This window comes from Bradyrhizobium sp. MI1.10, from assembly GCF_055811035.1.
Map to the genome: position 1 here is coordinate 91771 of NZ_JBVVPN010000027.1, position 16045 is coordinate 107815.

The 16045-nt window shown below is 63.1% G+C and carries 21 protein-coding genes; 16 read left to right on the forward strand and 5 right to left on the reverse strand.

The window, feature by feature from the left end:
* Positions 1-6 precede the first annotated feature (6 nt).
* The 7 genes from AC0L3K_RS26375 (at position 7) to AC0L3K_RS26405 (ending at position 4125) form a co-directional block, all read left to right on the forward strand.
* A complete protein-coding gene (locus AC0L3K_RS26375; RefSeq protein WP_473367152.1) occupies positions 7-1191 on the forward strand; it encodes a serine hydrolase domain-containing protein in 1185 nt (394 codons plus the stop codon).
* 99 nt (positions 1192-1290) lie between these two features.
* Positions 1291-1500, forward strand: coding sequence for a YgaP family membrane protein (locus tag AC0L3K_RS26380; RefSeq protein ID WP_007592115.1), 210 nt, complete (start codon positions 1291-1293; stop codon positions 1498-1500).
* Positions 1497-2018 (forward strand): RNA polymerase sigma factor, encoded by a 522-nt coding sequence (locus AC0L3K_RS26385; RefSeq protein WP_007592113.1) that lies wholly within the window; start codon positions 1497-1499, stop codon positions 2016-2018. The genes AC0L3K_RS26380 and AC0L3K_RS26385 overlap by 4 nt, the downstream gene beginning before the upstream one ends.
* 3 nt (positions 2019-2021) lie before the next feature.
* A complete protein-coding gene (locus tag AC0L3K_RS26390) occupies positions 2022-2369 on the forward strand; it encodes a carboxymuconolactone decarboxylase family protein (protein WP_007592111.1) in 348 nt (115 codons plus the stop codon).
* A gap of 34 nt (positions 2370-2403) precedes the next feature.
* Positions 2404-3069, forward strand: coding sequence for a DUF429 domain-containing protein (locus AC0L3K_RS26395; protein WP_007592108.1), 666 nt, complete (start codon positions 2404-2406; stop codon positions 3067-3069).
* Positions 3070-3183: 114 nt separating this feature from the next.
* Positions 3184-3327, forward strand: a complete 144-nt coding sequence (locus AC0L3K_RS26400; protein ID WP_007592105.1) for a hypothetical protein — start codon at positions 3184-3186, stop codon at positions 3325-3327.
* 93 nt (positions 3328-3420) lie between these two features.
* Positions 3421-4125, forward strand: coding sequence for a glutathione S-transferase family protein (locus AC0L3K_RS26405; protein WP_035994942.1), 705 nt, complete (start codon positions 3421-3423; stop codon positions 4123-4125).
* 2 nt (positions 4126-4127) lie between these two features.
* Here AC0L3K_RS26405 and AC0L3K_RS26410 read toward each other — a convergent pair whose 3' ends face one another.
* The 3 genes from AC0L3K_RS26410 to AC0L3K_RS26420 all read right to left on the reverse strand — a co-directional run bounded on the left by AC0L3K_RS26410 (position 4128) and on the right by AC0L3K_RS26420 (position 6137).
* Positions 4128-4910, reverse strand: a complete 783-nt coding sequence (locus AC0L3K_RS26410) for a sulfite exporter TauE/SafE family protein (protein WP_473367153.1) — start codon at positions 4908-4910, stop codon at positions 4128-4130.
* 3 nt (positions 4911-4913) lie between these two features.
* The gene (locus tag AC0L3K_RS26415) at positions 4914-5546 is read right to left on the reverse strand and encodes a TetR/AcrR family transcriptional regulator (RefSeq protein ID WP_007592099.1); all 633 of its coding nucleotides are present in this window, start codon (positions 5544-5546) and stop codon (positions 4914-4916) included.
* Between the two features lie 219 nt (positions 5547-5765).
* A complete protein-coding gene (locus AC0L3K_RS26420; protein ID WP_007592097.1) occupies positions 5766-6137 on the reverse strand; it encodes a tRNA-binding protein in 372 nt (123 codons plus the stop codon).
* Positions 6138-6242: 105 nt separating this feature from the next.
* Between AC0L3K_RS26420 and AC0L3K_RS26425 the strand changes: the two genes are divergently transcribed.
* Positions 6243-6617 carry an ArsC family reductase gene (locus AC0L3K_RS26425; RefSeq protein WP_007592095.1) on the forward strand — a complete coding sequence of 125 codons (375 nt, stop codon included), beginning with the start codon at positions 6243-6245 and terminating at the stop codon, positions 6615-6617.
* Between the two features lie 3 nt (positions 6618-6620).
* On the opposite strand, the gene AC0L3K_RS26430 is transcribed toward AC0L3K_RS26425, so the two are convergent.
* Positions 6621-7304: a hypothetical protein gene (locus tag AC0L3K_RS26430; RefSeq protein WP_007592094.1), complete on the reverse strand. Its 684-nt coding sequence runs from the start codon at positions 7302-7304 to the stop codon at positions 6621-6623.
* A 335-nt stretch (positions 7305-7639) separates the two neighbouring features.
* Between AC0L3K_RS26430 and AC0L3K_RS26435 the strand changes: the two genes are divergently transcribed.
* From AC0L3K_RS26435 to AC0L3K_RS26465, 7 genes are all read left to right on the forward strand, one after another.
* Complete coding sequence (locus tag AC0L3K_RS26435; protein ID WP_018459153.1) at positions 7640-8395, forward strand: ABC transporter ATP-binding protein; 756 nt, start codon at positions 7640-7642, stop codon at positions 8393-8395.
* Positions 8388-9134: an ABC transporter ATP-binding protein gene (locus tag AC0L3K_RS26440; protein WP_007592091.1), complete on the forward strand. Its 747-nt coding sequence runs from the start codon at positions 8388-8390 to the stop codon at positions 9132-9134. Before AC0L3K_RS26435 ends, AC0L3K_RS26440 begins: the two co-directional genes overlap by 8 nt.
* A gap of 33 nt (positions 9135-9167) precedes the next feature.
* Positions 9168-10391: an ABC transporter substrate-binding protein gene (locus AC0L3K_RS26445; RefSeq protein WP_007592089.1), complete on the forward strand. Its 1224-nt coding sequence runs from the start codon at positions 9168-9170 to the stop codon at positions 10389-10391.
* 72 nt (positions 10392-10463) lie between these two features.
* Complete coding sequence (locus tag AC0L3K_RS26450) at positions 10464-11327, forward strand: branched-chain amino acid ABC transporter permease (RefSeq protein ID WP_007592087.1); 864 nt, start codon at positions 10464-10466, stop codon at positions 11325-11327.
* A gap of 1 nt (position 11328) precedes the next feature.
* Positions 11329-12297 (forward strand): branched-chain amino acid ABC transporter permease, encoded by a 969-nt coding sequence (locus tag AC0L3K_RS26455; protein WP_007592084.1) that lies wholly within the window; start codon positions 11329-11331, stop codon positions 12295-12297.
* Positions 12298-12455: 158 nt separating this feature from the next.
* Complete coding sequence (locus AC0L3K_RS26460; RefSeq protein ID WP_007592082.1) at positions 12456-13100, forward strand: DUF47 domain-containing protein; 645 nt, start codon at positions 12456-12458, stop codon at positions 13098-13100.
* Positions 13101-13115: 15 nt separating this feature from the next.
* A complete protein-coding gene (locus AC0L3K_RS26465; protein ID WP_007592081.1) occupies positions 13116-14123 on the forward strand; it encodes an inorganic phosphate transporter in 1008 nt (335 codons plus the stop codon).
* Here AC0L3K_RS26465 and sugE read toward each other — a convergent pair.
* On the reverse strand, positions 14116-14430 hold the full coding sequence (gene sugE / locus AC0L3K_RS26470; protein WP_007592079.1) for a quaternary ammonium compound efflux SMR transporter SugE: 315 nt from the start codon (positions 14428-14430) through the stop codon (positions 14116-14118). The genes AC0L3K_RS26465 and sugE overlap by 8 nt on opposite strands.
* A gap of 162 nt (positions 14431-14592) precedes the next feature.
* Here sugE and AC0L3K_RS26475 point away from each other — a divergent pair.
* On the forward strand, positions 14593-16045 hold a 1453-nt coding region (locus AC0L3K_RS26475; protein ID WP_473367154.1), incomplete at its 3' end, for a peptide chain release factor 3.

Consider the following 16045-nt stretch of genomic DNA (forward strand, 5'->3'; position numbering starts at 1 on the left):
AAGCACATGGACGCCAGAACACCTGATTTTTCCGCCACGCGGACGGCAATGCAGCGTTACGTCGATCAGGAGATCATTCCGGGTGCATCCTGGGCGGTGCTGCGGGGCCGCGAGGTCGTCGATCAGCAATGCGTCGGTTTCGCCGATCGCGAGGCGAGCACCGCGCTGCGGCCCGATCACATTTTTCGTGCGTTCTCCAATACCAAGATCTTCGTCACCTGCGCGATCATGCTGCTGGTCGAGGAAGGCCGCATCGGGTTCGATGACGTTGTCGAGAAATTCCTGCCGCAACTCGGCAATCGCAAGGTTCTGAAGCCGGGCGCTTTGAGCCTTGCCGACGTCGAACCGGCGAAGAGCCCGATCACGATCCGGCAGCTTCTGACTCACACCTCCGGCCTCAGCTACGGCGTCTTCGATCCCGGTACGGTGCTGTTCAAAGCTTATAACGAGGCGCGCGTTCTCAATCCGTTGACGCCGCTGACCGGCATGATCGACCAGCTCGCCGATCTGCCGCTGTCCTTTCATCCCGGCACGTCCTGGGAATATTCGGTTGCGACCGACGTGCTTGGGCGTGTCGTGGAGGTGGTCTCCGGCAAGCCGCTCGACGCCGTCCTCAAGGCGCGCATCTTCGAGCCGCTCAGCATGACCGACACCGGCTTCCACGTGCCGGACGCGCAGCAGGGCAGGCTGGTGGCCCTCTACAACGGCGCGGATGTCCTCGATCCCATGAAGCCCGGCCTCACCCGGGCCGATGACCTGCCTTATCCGCAGGCCTATCGGCGGCAATTCCCGCGGCTGTCAGGTGGCGGCGGACTGGTCTCGACCTTGCCCGACATGCTTGCTTTGATACGGGCGCTGCTCCCCGGCTCGGATGCTCTGCTGAAGCCGGAGACGCTGCGGTTGATGATGACGAACCAGTTGCCCGCCGGCGAGAACATCCGCTTCGCCAATCTCGGCCCGATCCCCGGCAAGGGCTTTGGCCTCGGCGGCGCCGTCACCTTCGCGCCGACGCCGTTCGATCCCCCGAATTCGACCGGCGAATTCCAGTGGGGCGGCCTTGCCGGCACCCATTGGTGGATCTGCCCGCAGGCCAATACCGCCGGCGTGCTGATGGCGCAGCGCTACATGGGCTTCTGGAATCCGTTTTTCTTCGAATTCAAGCGTCTGGCCTATCAGGCCGTCGGAGGCTGATCGCGAAAAAAATCTGCACGTTGCCGCGAATCCTTTCTGGTCGTCGCGCCCTCTCTTGACGGTCGAGGCATTTTGCCTCGGCTCATCTCGGAGGATGTGATGGGTTTTTACAGGAAGAATATCGGCGGCCTGCATCAGGCCGTGCGGATCGCCTTGGGCGTCGCGGTGGCCGTCGCGGCATTCGTGTATCTCACCGGCGCCGCGCTGTGGCTGGTTGCGCTCGGCGGCGCCGGTTTCGCGCTGACCGGCCTCGTCGGTTATTGTCCGATGTGCGCGATGGCCGGTATCGGCAGGGGAGGCGTGTCATGAGCGCCACTGTGATCTCGCCGGACCTGTTCGAGGCCGCGCGCCTCGGCGATCCCCAGGCGATCGCGTCGCTGCTCGAGACGGCGCAACCGAACATCCGCCGCTACGCCCGCGCCACCTGTCGCAGCTCGGCGGATGCCGAGGATGCGACGCAGGAGGCGCTGTGGATCCTGTTTCGCCATGTCGGCACGATCCGCTCCTGGCTGGCGTTTTCGGCCTGGCTGTTCAGTGTGGTCCGCCGCGAATGCCTGCGGCTCGCCCGCAAGGCGGGCCTTGCGCCGGCGATCGACGACGCGGAGGCGGAGGCGCTGCTGCTGTCGCGTCCTGAGGCCGATTTGCGGCTCGACGTCGCGGCGGCCTTCGAGGCGCTGCCGCCGCACTACCGCGACGTCGCGCTGATGCGCGACGTCAAGGAAATGACCATCGACGAAATCGCCGTCGCACTCGGTGCGACCCGGCAGACCGTGAAGGCACGCCTGCATCGCGCCCGCGCTCTGATGCGCGAATATCTGACGAGATGAGCCATGAGCGATTATCAAAGCCCTGACGATCTGAAATCCATCGCGGCCTTCGTGGCGCTCGCGCCGGTCGAGGCCAGCGCGTTCCTTGCGTTCAACCACGCGGTCGAGCGCGAGGATGGATTGATTCCGCCAAAATATCGGGAGCTGATCTCGCTCGCGGTCGCGCTCACCACGCAATGCGCCTATTGCCTCGATGTGCACACGGCGCAAGCGGTGAAGGCCGGTGTAACGCGCGAAGAAATCGCGGAAGCCGCGCTGATTGCGGCGGCGGTTCGCGCCGGCAGCACGCTCGGCCATGCGTTGTTGGCTCAGCGCCTGTTCGAGCGACATCGGGGCGAGGAACCCGGATAAAGGAGCGGGCGGACGCCCGTCAGGGATCAGGAAGTTGCCAAACTATCTCGGCCTTGACGGATTTCGCTTCGGCTGGGTTGCCGCCTGGATCGACCAGCGCGGCGATCACGGTTTCGAGTATTCGCCGGGTCTCGCGCGGCTGCTCGCGCTGCCGCATGCACGCGCGATGATCGACATGCCGATCGGATTGAAATGGAGCGGATACCGCATCTGCGATTTGCGCGCACGCGAGCGGGTCGGTCCCGCCGTGTTTCTCGGCGCGCGCCGTGACCTCTGGCGATTTGCCGATATGGCTGCAGCTAACCGGCACTACTGGGAGCGCGAGGGCAAGGGCAGGGGCGTGTCGGCGCAGCTCTGGAACATCAGGGACAAGATCAGGGACGTCGACGAGATCATGACGCCGGAGCGGCAGGCGACCATCGGCGAAGCGCATCCGGAATTGATTTTTTGGAATCTGGCTGGGCGGGCCCGGCTCGCAAAGAAGGCCTCGGCAGAGGGCCGCGAGCAGCGCATCGCACTCCTGGAGCAGCGCGGCTTCGCGCGTTTGCCGAAATGGCTGACTCAACGACACGGCACCGGCATCGGCCGTAACGATCTCATCGACGCCTGTGCCTGCGCCATCGCGGCACGCGACAGCACGCAGAGGTTCGGCGGAGAGGAGACCGACCCGAGGGGCTTGCGGATGGAGATCAATTATTGAGCCTGTCGGCGTGCGAGGGGCCGGGAAAAAGCTGCAATTTATTTGAAGCTTGCAGGAACAGACGACGGCTGGCCTGCGTTCCTCGTGCGAACCGAACACGGAGAAGCTCGTCCGATGAGGGATGGCAGTCAATTCGCGACCGCGATGCTTGCGCTCGTCTTCACCGGAGCACTGCTGGTCACCGGCCAACTTTTCATCGAGCAACGCGCGCAGCGCGATGTGATGCACGCCACCAACCATTTGCTGCGGCCGCTGTGACCTGTGCGGGAAAATGATCTGACCACTCGACCTTGCGTCGTTCGTCCGCTTGCCTAGACTAGGCGGCATCTCATGAACGAAGCCGGGGTCCTGATGTCCGATCTATCCGCCTTTCCCATCACCAAGCGCTGGCCGGCCAAGCACCCGGAGCTGCTCCAGCTCTATTCGCTGCCGACGCCGAACGGCGTCAAGGTCTCGATCATGCTGGAAGAGATCGGGCTTCCCTACGAAGTCCATCTCGTCGATTTCGGCAAGGACGACCAGAAGACGCCGGAATTCCTCTCGCTCAATCCGAATGGCAAGATCCCGGCGATCCTCGATCCCGACGGTCCCGGCGGGAGGCCGCTGCCGCTGTTCGAATCCGGGGCGATCCTGCAATACCTCGCGGAGAAGACCGGCAAGCTGCTGCCGCAGGATCCCGCGCGCCGCTACCAGACCCTCCAGTGGTTGCATTTCCAGATGGGTGGTATCGGGCCGATGTTCGGCCAGGTCGGCTTTTTCAACAAATTCGCCGGCAAGGACTTTGAGGACAAGCGGCCGCTCGAGCGCTACGTGGGCGAGGCCAAGCGGCTGCTCGGGGTGATGGAGATGCATCTTGCCGGCCGGCAATGGTTCATGGACGACGACTACACCATCGCCGACATCTCCATGCTCGGCTGGGTGCGCAACCTCATCGGCTTCTACGGCGCCGGCGATCTCGTCGAGTTCAGCCAGTTCAAATCCGTCGCCGCCTGGCTCGAACGCGGGCTGGCGCGTCCGGCGGTCGAGCGCGGGCTGAACATTCCGAAGCGGCCGTAAGATCAGGTTAGCGCCTTGTGGGTCATGTAGAGCGCCATCAGCAGGATGAGGGCGATCATGACCCGGCGCAGTACCGATTTGCTGACGCCATTGGCAGCGCGTGCACCGAGATCGGTGCCGACCCAGAGGCCGGCCAGGATGCCGATGATGGCCGGCCAGCCGACCATGAGCCCCTTGCTCCAATAGATCCACGCGGCCGGAATATTGGTCGGGATGACCGAGAAGACGAGGCTGACGAGCTGCGCCTGATGCTGCGGCACCCGCAGGCCTGCCGCCAGCCCGACGGTAATCGCCAGCCCGCCGCCGATGCCCATGAAGCCGGAGGAAAATCCGGCAAGCATGCCGATGAGGAGCAGCGGCAGCCACGGCAGCTCGTCTCGGTCGCCGGTCTCATTGCTTTTGTCCTCGCGGTCGCGGCGCAGGATCAGGAGAGCGATCAGTGCGACGAGATAGACGACGTAGGTCCATTGCAACACCGCGTCGGAGACTGCGGCCGCAGCGTAGCCGCCGCCGGCGCCGCCGAACAGAAAGCCGATGCCGATCCAGACGATCCACAGCAACGGGCTGCGATTGCCGTTCTGCCAATAGCGGCGAACACCCGCGAGTCCTGTCGGTGGAACCTGCGTGATCAGCGATGTGCCCTGGGCGACGTGTTGCTCGGCGCCGAGCAGCAGCACGCTGAAAATCACGAGACCGCCTCCTGGGCTCGTGCCCATGAAGCCCGATATCAGCCCGCCGATGAGACCGACCCCAATGCCTGCGAGCAGGTCGTGGACCCACGACATCGCTCAGTTCCTGGTCCGTCGCTTGACGTCGGCCTTCGTGGTGCGAAAACCATCGATCACGCCGGTCACGGCCGCCATGCAGGCCTCGATGTCAAAATCCTGGCCCCAGCATTTTTGCAGCAGAAATCCCTGGAAGATCGCGATCAGCACGCGCGCGATCGCTTCAGGACCGAGATCGCGCTTGATGAGGCCGTCATGCTGGCCGCGCTCGACCAGTGCGACGATCAGGGCGCGCGGCATGTCGATGCCTTGCACGACGCTGGTGCGGACGCGTCGGTTGCGCAGGGCCTCGGCCCAGCCATGGATACCGACACGGCGGCGCGCTTCGCCGGCGGGGTCGGTGAGCCATTGCGCGTAGACGCCGACCAGTGCGTGAAGTCCTTCGATCGGATCGCCCGATCCTTGCGCGACCGAGTTGAGCACGGCCTCGCGCCGGTGCCGGTCGTCGGCGAGTGCCTCGATCAGATCGTCCTTGCTCTGGAAGTAGAGATAGACCGCACCGTGGCTCAGCCCCGACCGTTTGACGATGTCGGCCATCCCGGTCTGGTGAAAACCGTCCTCGGCGAAGCAGGCAAGAGCGGCTTCGAGGATCTGCTGCCGCCGGCTTTCGCGTTGCTTGTCGCTGATCTTGGGCATCCGGCTATCCATAAATAACTGACAGGTCGATCGTTTTATTCGTTCCTCGGAGGAGGTAGTTGATAAGGGCGGCTGAGATAAAAAACGATCAGTCAGTCATTTATATTATCAAAAAAGGATCCCGGTCAATCCCGACGCCCCCGGGTCGGGAAACAGGAGGGCTGAACCGTTAAATGGGACGCCGCCGGCGGCCTGGAACCGTCCCTTGATCGCGCGGTGCTAGAACAGCCGTCCGCCGTTCGGCACGGGCTTGCTCGGCTGCACCAGCACGACCTTGCCGTCGGTATCGGGGAAACCGAGGGTGAGCACCTCCGAGACAACCGGGCCGATCTGGCGCGGCGGGAAATTCACGACCGCGGCCACCTGTTGGCCCACCAGCGTTTCAAGCGGATGGTTTTCGGTGATCTGTGCCGAGCTCTTGCGCACACCGATCGCGGGACCGAAGTCGATCCACAGCCGCCAGGCCGGCTTGCGCGCCTCCGGGAAGGGCTTCGCATCGACGATGGTGCCGACGCGGATATCGACCGCGAGGAAGGTGTCGAAGTCGATGGTTGGCGACGCAGTCGCGGCTGGATCGTGAGTGACGTGCATGGAGTGTCCGTTCGAAGAGATGGCATCATTCGCAATATTGTCGCGCGAACCGGAGTTGCGTACAACGCCTTGGGATCACGATACGACGGATGCGCGAGGAACGTTTTGCCCAACATCATCTACGGCATCAAGAACTGCGACACCATGAAGAAGGCGCGCGCCTGGCTCGACACCCATGGCGTCGCCTACGCGTTTCACGACTACAAGACGGCGGGCGTGGAGAAGGACAAGCTCAAGCAGTGGAGCGACAAGGTCGGTTGGGAGACGCTGCTCAATCGCGCCGGGACGACCTTCAAGAAGCTGCCCGATGCCGACAAGGAAGGCCTCTCCGAGAAAAAGGCGCTGGCGTTGATGCTAGCGCAACCATCGATGATCAAGCGGCCGGTGCTTGAATTTGGTGGCAAGCTGCTGGTCGGCTTCAAGCCGGACGTCTATGCCAAGGAAGTCAAGACCAAGGAAGCGGCCGCCAAATCGCGCTGAGCGCTAGTTCAGCTCGATGATCTCGCTGGGAAGGCCGGAGCCCTGCTGGTCCGCGAACTCGACCAGTTCGGCCGGCGCGATGCGGCCTGGGGTGCGGTGGAACAGGTCGCGGTCGATCACCGCGCGCAATCTCGGGCGCGGCAGCGCGTCATTTCCGCGCATCAGATTCTTGATCTCGAAGCCGCCGTCCTCGCAGAAGGTCTTGAGCGATGCGATGATGTGACAGACCTTGCCGTCGGTCTGGAACGGCAGCAGCAGGCGCTCATAGGCGACGATACGGCCGTAGATGTCATCGACGTCGGCAACGCTGTAGACTGGCACCCCGCGCGCCACGCATTCATGATAGACCGGCATTACCAGGGGCACGAGACGCGGCCCGATATAGTCGTCGAGCAGAACGCCCTTGCCGGTGTGTCCATAGGCGCGCGAGATGCGCGTACCTTCGCTCTGGATGGTCAGACGCGGTGTCGGCGTCGACATGTCCACCGTATAATAGATCAGATCGGAGAGCTCTTCCTCGAGCCGCGCAGGCTGGTACTCCCAAATCGCCGGGGCCGTCTGCTCGCGCGCATAGAGCCGCAGCCACGTGTTCAGGAGATCACGCTGCCTGATCGACTTGACCACGGAAGGAGCGGCGCTTGCAAAATCCAAGACAATATTCCCGGCGAATAGAAATTCCGGACGCATGAAACCCGCGCATGATCCTCGCTGCGGGAAAATTTTCTATGAAGGCTGGCGCATGGAACGAAAGACCGTTAACGACGGCTTGATGATCGGCGCTTTGCGAACCGGGAAGCCGGGCAGGCGCGACATCAAAACACGTCCGACTAAGGGAGCATAAGTCTCCCGGCCGGAGGCCTGACCTGCTCAGCTTTCCGCCTTGCCTAACCCCCGTCACCTCCGGCATATTCCGCGCCCGGAGGCGGCGTTCCGGATGGGCTCCAGGGAGTGGCTCCAAGGCCTCCGGAAAGCCGAAGCAACAAGGATAGCCACGCGCGTTGTGCGGGCAGGGGGAAAACTGTTTGGCCGATGAGTTCATTCTCGAAACGGAAGGCTTGACCAAGGAGTTCGCGGGCTTCTTCGCCGTCCGCGACGTTGCGCTCAAGGTTCGCCGTGGGAGCATTCACGCGTTGATCGGCCCGAACGGTGCCGGCAAGACGACGTGTTTCAATCTTTTGACCAAGTTCCTCAAACCGTCTGCCGGAAAAATCCTGTACAAGGGGCAGGACATCACCGCGATGGCGCCCGCCGACGTGGCCCGCCTGGGGCTGGTTCGCTCGTTCCAGATCTCGGCCGTATTTCCCCATCTCACCGCGCTGGAAAACGTCCGCGTCGCGCTTCAGCGCCAGCACGGCAGCTCCTTCGATTTCTGGCGCTCAAAGTCCGTGCTCAACCAATTCAACGATCGCGCGCGCGAGCTGTTGAACGATGTCGGCCTCAGCGAGTTTTCCAATACGCCCGCGGTCGAGATGCCCTACGGGCGCAAGCGCGCACTGGAGATCGCAACCACGCTCGCGCTCGACCCGGAGATGATGCTGCTGGACGAGCCGATGGCCGGCATGGGCCACGAGGACATCGACAAGATCGCGGCGCTGATCAAGCGCATCTCCGCGAAATACACCATCCTGATGGTCGAGCATAATCTGAGCGTCGTGGCCAATCTCTCCGACATCATCACCGTGTTGACGCGCGGGCAGGTGCTCGCGCAAGGCCATTACAGCGAGCTGACCAAGGACGAACGCGTCAAGGAAGCCTATCTGGGAGCCGGTCATGGCTGAGACGGCAACGGCGGACGCTCCCGCAAAGACTGCGAGCGGCGGCAACCTCCTCCAGGTCCGCAACCTGGAAGCCTGGTACGGCGAGTCCCACATCCTGCACGGGATCAACTTCGACGTGAACGCGGGCGAGGTCGTCACCCTGCTCGGGCGTAACGGCGCCGGCAAGACCACCACGCTGAAGTCGATCATGGGCATCATCGGCAAGCGCACCGGCTCGGTGAAGTTCAACAACCAGGACATCATCCGCACGACCTCGGACAAGATCGCGCGGATGGGAATCGCGTTCTGCCCGGAAGAGCGCGGAATTTTCTCCAGCCTCGATGTCCGGGAGAACCTGCTGTTGCCACCGGTGGTGCGTCCCGGCGGATTGCCGCTCGAGCAGATCTTCGATCTGTTTCCGAACCTGAAGGAACGGCTCAACAGCCAGGGAACCAAACTCTCCGGCGGCGAGCAGCAGATGCTCGCGATCGCGCGCATCCTGCGCACCGGTGCGAACTTCCTGATGCTGGACGAGCCGACCGAGGGTCTCGCGCCCGTCATCATCCAGCAGATCGGCCACACCATTGCACGGCTCAAGAAAGAGGGTTTTACGATCCTCCTGGTCGAGCAGAACTTCCGGTTCGCATCCACCGTCGCCGACCGCTATTACGTGGTCGAGCACGGCAAGATCATTGACGGATTTTCCAATGCGGAGCTTGCCGCCAACATGGACAAGCTCCACACCTATCTCGGCGTCTAGAACTGCCAACAAGAAGATTCATAGGGAAGTAGCATGATGACAAAGTCGATTGCGTCGTTTCTGCTCGGCACGGCGCTGGCCGTGACCGCCACCGGTGCAGCCTTCGCGCAGGACAAGACCGTCAAGATCGGCGCGCTGTCCGATCAGTCCGGGCTCTATGCCGACCTCGGCGGACCGGGCTCGACGCTCGCCGCGCAGATGGCCATTGAAGATTCCGGCCTGGCTGCGAAGGGCTGGAAGATCGACATCATCTCGGGTGATCACCAGAACAAGCCCGACATCGGCACCGCGATCGCGCGGCAATGGTTTGACGTCGACAAGGTCGACGTCATCGTCGACGTGCCGAATTCCGGCGTGGCGCTTGCGGTCAACAACGTCGTCAAGGAAAAGAACGGCGTCTACATCAACTCGGGCGCGGCGACCTCGGATTTGACCAACGCGCAGTGCTCGCCCAACACGGTGCACTGGACCTACGACACCTACATGCTGGCCCACACCACCGGCCAGGCGCTGGTGAAGGCTGGCGGCGACACCTGGTTCTTTCTGACCGCGGACTACGCCTTTGGCGCGGCGCTGGAGCGCGACACCACCGCTGTCGTTACGGCCAATGGCGGCAAGGTGGTCGGCGGCGTCAAGCACCCGCTGAACACGCCGGACTTCTCGTCCTTCCTGCTCCAGGCGCAGGCCTCCAAGGCCAAGATCATCGGCCTTGCCAATGCGGGCGGCGACACCACCAACACGATCAAGCAGGCGGCCGAGTTCGGCATCGTCAAGGGCGGCCAGAAGCTCGCGGCGCTGCTGCTGTTCCTGACTGACGTCAAGGCGATCGGGCTCGAGACCGCTCAAGGCCTCAACTTCACCGAGACCTTCTACTGGGACATGAACGACCAGACCCGGGCGTTCTCCAAGCGCTTCGCCGAGAAGATGAAGAACAACGCACCGCCGACCATGGTGCAGGCCGGCGTCTATGCGGGCGTGCGTCACTATTTCAAGGCACTGGAAGCGCTCGGCGGCAACCCGCACGACGGCGCCAAGGTCGTCGAGAAGATGAAGTCGATGCCGACGGAAGACGATCTGTTCGGCAAGGGCGAGATCCAGCCCAACGGTCGCACCATCCACAATGCCTATCTGTTCGAGGTGAAGAAGCCCTCCGAGTCCAAGGGACCGTGGGACTTCTACAAGCTGGTCGGCACGGTGCCGGGCGACCAGGCCTTCACGCCGCTGTCCGAGAGCAAGTGCGCGCTCTTGAAGAAGTAAGATAACCGCCCGCAGGCCATCAGGCCTGCGGGCGACTTTCAGGGAACGCCGAAGGGACCGGGTGCGGGATCGATGCAGGCTCTTTACGCTCAGCTACTGGTGGGACTGATCAACGGCTCGTTCTACGCGCTGCTCAGTCTCGGGCTTGCCGTGATCTTCGGCATGCTCAACATCATCAATTTCGCCCATGGCGCGCTCTACATGATGGGCGCGTTCGTCGCCTACTTCCTGCTGAACATCGGCGGCATCAACTACTGGTGGGCGTTACTGCTTGCCCCGATCATCGTCGGCATCTTCGGCATGATCCTGGAACGGACCATGCTGCAATGGCTGACGGGGCTCGATCATCTCTACGGCCTGCTCCTGACCTTCGGCATTGCGCTGATCGTGCAGGGCGTGTTCCAGAACTATTTCGGCTCCTCCGGCATGCCTTACGCCATTCCGGACCAGCTCAAGGGCGGCATGAATCTCGGCTTCATGTTCCTGCCCATCTATCGCGGCTGGGTCGTCATCTTCTCGCTGATCGTGTGTGTTGCGACCTGGTTCCTGATCGAGAAGACGCGGCTCGGCGCCTATTTGCGTGCCGCGACTGAAAACCCGACGCTGGTGCGCGCTTTCGGCGTCAACGTGCCGCGCATGATCACGCTGACCTATGGTTTGGGTGTCGGCCTGGCCGCGCTTGCTGGCGTGCTCTCGGCGCCGATCAACCAGGTGCGGCCGCTGATGGGCGCCGACCTGATCATCGTGGTGTTCGCGGTGGTCGTGATCGGCGGCATGGGATCGATCATGGGCTCCATCATCACCGGCTTTGCGCTCGGTGTGATCGAGGGCATGACCAAATATTTCTACCCCGAGGCCTCCAACACCGTCGTGTTCGTGCTGATGGTGCTGGTGCTCTTGGTGAAGCCAACGGGATTGACGGGAAGGGCGGCCTGATATGACAGCCTTGACGGACGACACGCTGCCGGTAACCCCGCGCGCGATCCGCGACGAGATGATCGTGTTCGTGGTGATGGCGCTGCTGCTGGCTTCGGTGCCATTCACGGGAGTCTACCCGTTCTTCGTGATGCAGGCACTGTGCTTCGCGCTGCTCGCCTGCGCCTTCAACCTGCTGATCGGCTATGGCGGTTTGCTGTCCTTCGGTCATGCGATGTTCTTAGGCACGGCCGGCTATTGCAGCGCGCATGCTCTGAAGGTCTGGGCGCTGCCGCCGGAGCTCGGCATCCTCGTCGGCGTCGCCGGTGCCTTCGTGCTCTCGCTCATCACGGGCTATATCTCGATCCGGCGCCAGGGCATCTATTTCTCGATGATCACGCTGGCGCTGTCGCAGCTTCTGTACTTCATCTACCTCCAGGCGCCGTTCACCCATGGCGAAGACGGCATCCAGGGCATCCCGCAAGGACGCATGTTCGGCGTGTTCGATCTGACCAAGCCGACCGTGCTCTATTACGTGGTTCTGGTCGGCTTCCTCGCCGGCTTCCTGCTGATCTTCCGCATCATCAACTCGCCCTTCGGCGAAGTCCTCAAGGCGATCCGCGAGAACGAGCCGCGCGCGATCTCGCTGGGTTACCGCACCGATCAGTACAAGTTCCTGGCTTTCGTCCTGTCGGGCACGCTGGCCGGCTTTGCCGGTGCGCTGAAAGTCTTCGTGGCGCAGAACGCCTCGCTCACCGACGTGCACTGGTCAATGTCGGGCGAAGTCGTGCTGATGACGCTGGTCGGTGGTCTAGGAACCGTGTTCGGTCCCGTGGTCGGTGCCTTCGTGATCATCGCCATGCAGCAATATCTGGCGGGGTTCGGGCAGTGGGTGACCGTGATCCAGGGCTCGATCTTCGTGATCTGCGTGCTCACCTTCCGCCGTGGTGTCATCGGCGAAATCGCGCATTACTTCCGCCGGTCGCTGTAAGTCATTGATCTAATGGAAGATGTGTTGACTCGCGAAAGCGGTGGATGATCCGGCTCCACGGGCGTGAGGTGGCACGCGCGTGGATCGAAAATGGTCTATGACAGTTTCATGACGGCCCCCTTTGGCCAGGCCATTATCCAACCGGTAGTTTCTCTCCCATGATGCGATTGTTTCGCTCTTTCCTGCCCAAGGAAGAACGGTTCTTCGACCTGTTCGACCGCCACGCCCAGACCGTGATCCAGGGCTCGATCGCGCTCCAGAGCATGCTCAACGGGGGCGAGGAGACGCCGGTCTATTGCCAGCGCGTCAACCAGTTCGAGAACGATGCGGACAATATCACCCGTGAGGTGCTGACGGCGGTGCGTCGCACCTTCATCACCCCGTTCGACCGCGGCGACATCAAGAACCTGATCACCTCGATGGACGACGCCATCGACCAGATGCAGCAGACCGCCAAGGCCGTGATGCTGTTCGAGGTCCGCAGCTTCGAGCCGCCGATGCGGGAGATCGGCGGGCTACTGATCGAATGCGCCAATCTGGTCGGCCGTGCGCTGCCGTTGATGCAGAAGATCGGTCAGAACGTGGCCATGCTGACTGCGATCACCGAAGAGCTGGGCAAGCTGGAAGGCCGCGTCGACGATCTCCATGATATCGGGCTGAAGGAACTTTTCCTCAAGCATCGCGACGGCAACGCGATGGATTTCATCGTCGGCGCGGAAATCTACGACCATCTCGAGAAAGTCGCCGATCGCTTCGACGACGTCGCGAACGAGATCAACAGCATCGTCATCGAGCAAGTTTAGGGCGGGGGCCACGCCGTGGATGTTGCGTTGGGTCTTCCCGTCCTGGTCGGATTGATCGCCGTCGCGCTGCTGTTCGACTTCCTGAACGGCCTGCACGACGCCGCCAATTCGATTGCGACCATCGTCTCGACCCGCGTGCTGCGGCCGCAATACGCGGTGTTCTGGGCCGCGTTCTTCAATTTCGTTGCCTTCATGGTGTTCGGGCTCCACGTCGCCCAGACCATCGGCACCGGCATCATCGATCCCGCGATCGTGGATGCTCAGGTGATCTTCGCCGCGCTCGTCGGCGCCATCGTCTGGAACCTGGTGACATGGGCGCTCGGCATCCCGTCGTCCTCGTCTCATGCATTGATCGGCGGCTTGTTTGGTGCCGGTGTGGCCAAAGCCGGCCTTTCGGCGGCGGTCTGGAGCGGATTGTCCAAGACGGTGATCGCCATCGTGCTGTCTCCGCTGGTCGGCTTCCTGCTCGCGATGGTGCTGGTCGCGATCGTCTCCTGGGCCTCGGTACGCTCCACGCCCTTTGCCGTCGATCGCGCCTTCCGCATCCTGCAATTCGCCTCCGCCTCGCTCTATTCGCTCGGCCATGGGGGCAACGACGCGCAGAAGACCATGGGCATCATCGCCGTGCTGCTCTATTCGCAGGGCCAGCTCGGCGGCGAATTCTTCGTCCCCTTCTGGGTGGTGCTCTCGTGCCAGGCCGCGATGGCGATGGGGACGCTGATGGGCGGCTGGCGCATCGTTCGCACTATGGGCCTGCGCATCACCAAGTTGACCCCGATGCAGGGCTTTTGCGCCGAGACCGGCGGTGCCGCGACCCTGTTCATGGCGACCTTCCTCGGCGTTCCCGTCTCGACCACCCACACCATCACCGGGGCCATTGTCGGCGTCGGCGCCGCCCGCCGCCTCTCGGCGGTGCGCTGGAACGTCGCCAGCTCGATCGTCTATGCCTGGGTGATCACCATGCCGGCCTCGGCCATCGTAGCCGCGCTCTCCTGGTGGGCGGTCAAGCTCTTCGTCAAGTAACCAGCTTCAGCCCGACGATCCCGGCGACGATCAGCCCGATGCTGGCGAGGCGGAACGCGGTGGCCGGCTCGCCGAACAGGATGATGCCGAGCGTCGCGGTACCGACCGCGCCGATGCCGGTCCAGACTGCATAAGCGGTTCCAATCGGCAGCGATTTGAGGGCGAGCCCGAGCAGGAGGATGCTGCCGGCCATGGCGCCGAGCGTGAGGACCGACGGAACGAGCTTGCTGAACCCCTCGGTGTATTTGAGGCCGATCGCCCAGGAGACCTCCAGCAGACCGGCGACGAACAGGATGCTCCAGGCCATGACGACCCTCCATTCAAGGCAGGGTCGTCCCCGCGACTGGCGTGCCGATAGGAAGGGAAGGCCGTCCCTCCCAAACAAGCCCGATATGGGGCTGGCCGGAAGGCTCCGCAATCACCAGATGAGGCTTGATCAGGCTCATTTTCCCTGCCAAACGCTGCCGCAATGTCCGACATCGCCACCACAGCCGAATCGACGGCCCGTTCCTCGCTTGCCGCTGAAGTGTCGCGGCGGCGTACCTTTGCGATCATCTCGCATCCGGACGCCGGCAAGACCACGCTGACCGAAAAGCTGCTGCTGTTCGGTGGCGCCATCAATCTGGCCGGCCAGGTCAAGGCCAAGGGCGAGCGCCGCAACACGCGTTCGGACTGGATGAAGATCGAGCGCGAGCGCGGCATCTCGGTCGTGACCTCGGTCATGACCTTCGAGTTCGAGGGCCTCGTTTTCAATCTGCTGGACACGCCGGGCCACGAGGACTTTTCGGAAGACACCTATCGCACGCTCACGGCGGTCGATTCCGCCGTCATGGTGATCGACGCCGCCAAGGGCATCGAGGCGCGCACCCGAAAGCTGTTCGAGGTGTGTCGTCTCCGGGACATCCCGATCATCACCTTCATCAACAAGATGGACCGCGAGAGCCGCGACGTCTTCGAGCTCCTGGACGAGATCGAGAAGACGCTGGCGCTCGATACCACGCCAATGACCTGGCCTGTCGGCCGCGGCCGCGAGTTCCTCGGCACCTATGACGTCGTCAATGGCGGCGTGCGCCTGCTCGAAGGCGGCGGTGCCAAGACCGGCGCGGCGCAGCAGATCGAGATCGCCGAGCTCGCCAAGCTCAACGCCAATCTCGACGTGTCAGCGGTCAAGGACGAACTCGAGCTCGTCACCGCGGCTTCAAAGCCGTTCGAGCTCGAAGCGTTTCGCGAGGGCCATCTGACGCCGGTCTATTTCGGCAGCGCGCTACGCAATTTCGGCGTCGGCGACCTGCTGCAAGGCCTCGGCAAGTTCGCGCCCGAGCCGCGCGCGCAGGAGAGCGACCAGCGCAAGGTCGAAGCCACCGACCCGCGCATGAGCGCCTTCGTGTTCAAGATCCAGGCCAACATGGATCCCAACCATCGCGACCGTATCGCCTTCGCCCGCCTCTGCTCCGGCAAGCTCAGCCGCGGCATGAAGGCGAAGCTCGTGCGCACCGGCAAGAGCATGCCGCTGTCGAGCCCGCAATTCTTCTTCGCGCAGGACCGTTCGGTTGCGGACGAGGCTTATGCCGGCGATGTCGTCGGCATTCCCAATCACGGCACGCTGCGCATCGGCGATACGCTGACCGACGGTGAGGATTTCAACTTCGTCGGCGTGCCGAGCTTTGCGCCGGAAATCGTCCGCCGCGTACGTCTCACCGATGCGATGAAAGCGAAGAAGCTGAAGGAAGCGCTTCAGCAGATGTCGGAAGAGGGCGTGGTGCAGGTGTTCCGTCCCCGCGACGGTGCGCCCGCGTTGGTCGGCGTCGTCGGCGCGCTCCAGCTCGACGTGCTCAAGGCGCGGCTGGATGCGGAATATTCCCTGCCGGTCGAGTTCGAGGTCAGCGAGTTCCAGCTCGCGCGCTGGGTCTCTTCGGACGACC

Coding starts and splice junctions, on each gene's coding strand:
- AC0L3K_RS26455 (WP_007592084.1), top strand. CDS start 11,329: ATGACAGCCTTGACGGACGACACGCTGCCGGTAACCCCGCGCGCGATC.
- AC0L3K_RS26405 (WP_035994942.1), top strand. CDS start 3,421: ATGTCCGATCTATCCGCCTTTCCCATCACCAAGCGCTGGCCGGCCAAG.
- AC0L3K_RS26385 (WP_007592113.1), top strand. CDS start 1,497: ATGAGCGCCACTGTGATCTCGCCGGACCTGTTCGAGGCCGCGCGCCTC.
- AC0L3K_RS26400 (WP_007592105.1), top strand. CDS start 3,184: ATGAGGGATGGCAGTCAATTCGCGACCGCGATGCTTGCGCTCGTCTTC.
- AC0L3K_RS26380 (WP_007592115.1), top strand. CDS start 1,291: ATGGGTTTTTACAGGAAGAATATCGGCGGCCTGCATCAGGCCGTGCGG.
- AC0L3K_RS26460 (WP_007592082.1), top strand. CDS start 12,456: ATGATGCGATTGTTTCGCTCTTTCCTGCCCAAGGAAGAACGGTTCTTC.
- AC0L3K_RS26430 (WP_007592094.1), bottom strand. CDS start 7,304: ATGCGTCCGGAATTTCTATTCGCCGGGAATATTGTCTTGGATTTTGCA.
- sugE (WP_007592079.1), bottom strand. CDS start 14,430: ATGGCCTGGAGCATCCTGTTCGTCGCCGGTCTGCTGGAGGTCTCCTGG.
- AC0L3K_RS26420 (WP_007592097.1), bottom strand. CDS start 6,137: ATGCACGTCACTCACGATCCAGCCGCGACTGCGTCGCCAACCATCGAC.
- AC0L3K_RS26375 (WP_473367152.1), top strand. CDS start 7: ATGGACGCCAGAACACCTGATTTTTCCGCCACGCGGACGGCAATGCAG.
- AC0L3K_RS26415 (WP_007592099.1), bottom strand. CDS start 5,546: ATGCCCAAGATCAGCGACAAGCAACGCGAAAGCCGGCGGCAGCAGATC.
- AC0L3K_RS26440 (WP_007592091.1), top strand. CDS start 8,388: ATGGCTGAGACGGCAACGGCGGACGCTCCCGCAAAGACTGCGAGCGGC.
- AC0L3K_RS26450 (WP_007592087.1), top strand. CDS start 10,464: ATGCAGGCTCTTTACGCTCAGCTACTGGTGGGACTGATCAACGGCTCG.
- AC0L3K_RS26445 (WP_007592089.1), top strand. CDS start 9,168: ATGATGACAAAGTCGATTGCGTCGTTTCTGCTCGGCACGGCGCTGGCC.
- AC0L3K_RS26410 (WP_473367153.1), bottom strand. CDS start 4,910: ATGTCGTGGGTCCACGACCTGCTCGCAGGCATTGGGGTCGGTCTCATC.
- AC0L3K_RS26390 (WP_007592111.1), top strand. CDS start 2,022: ATGAGCGATTATCAAAGCCCTGACGATCTGAAATCCATCGCGGCCTTC.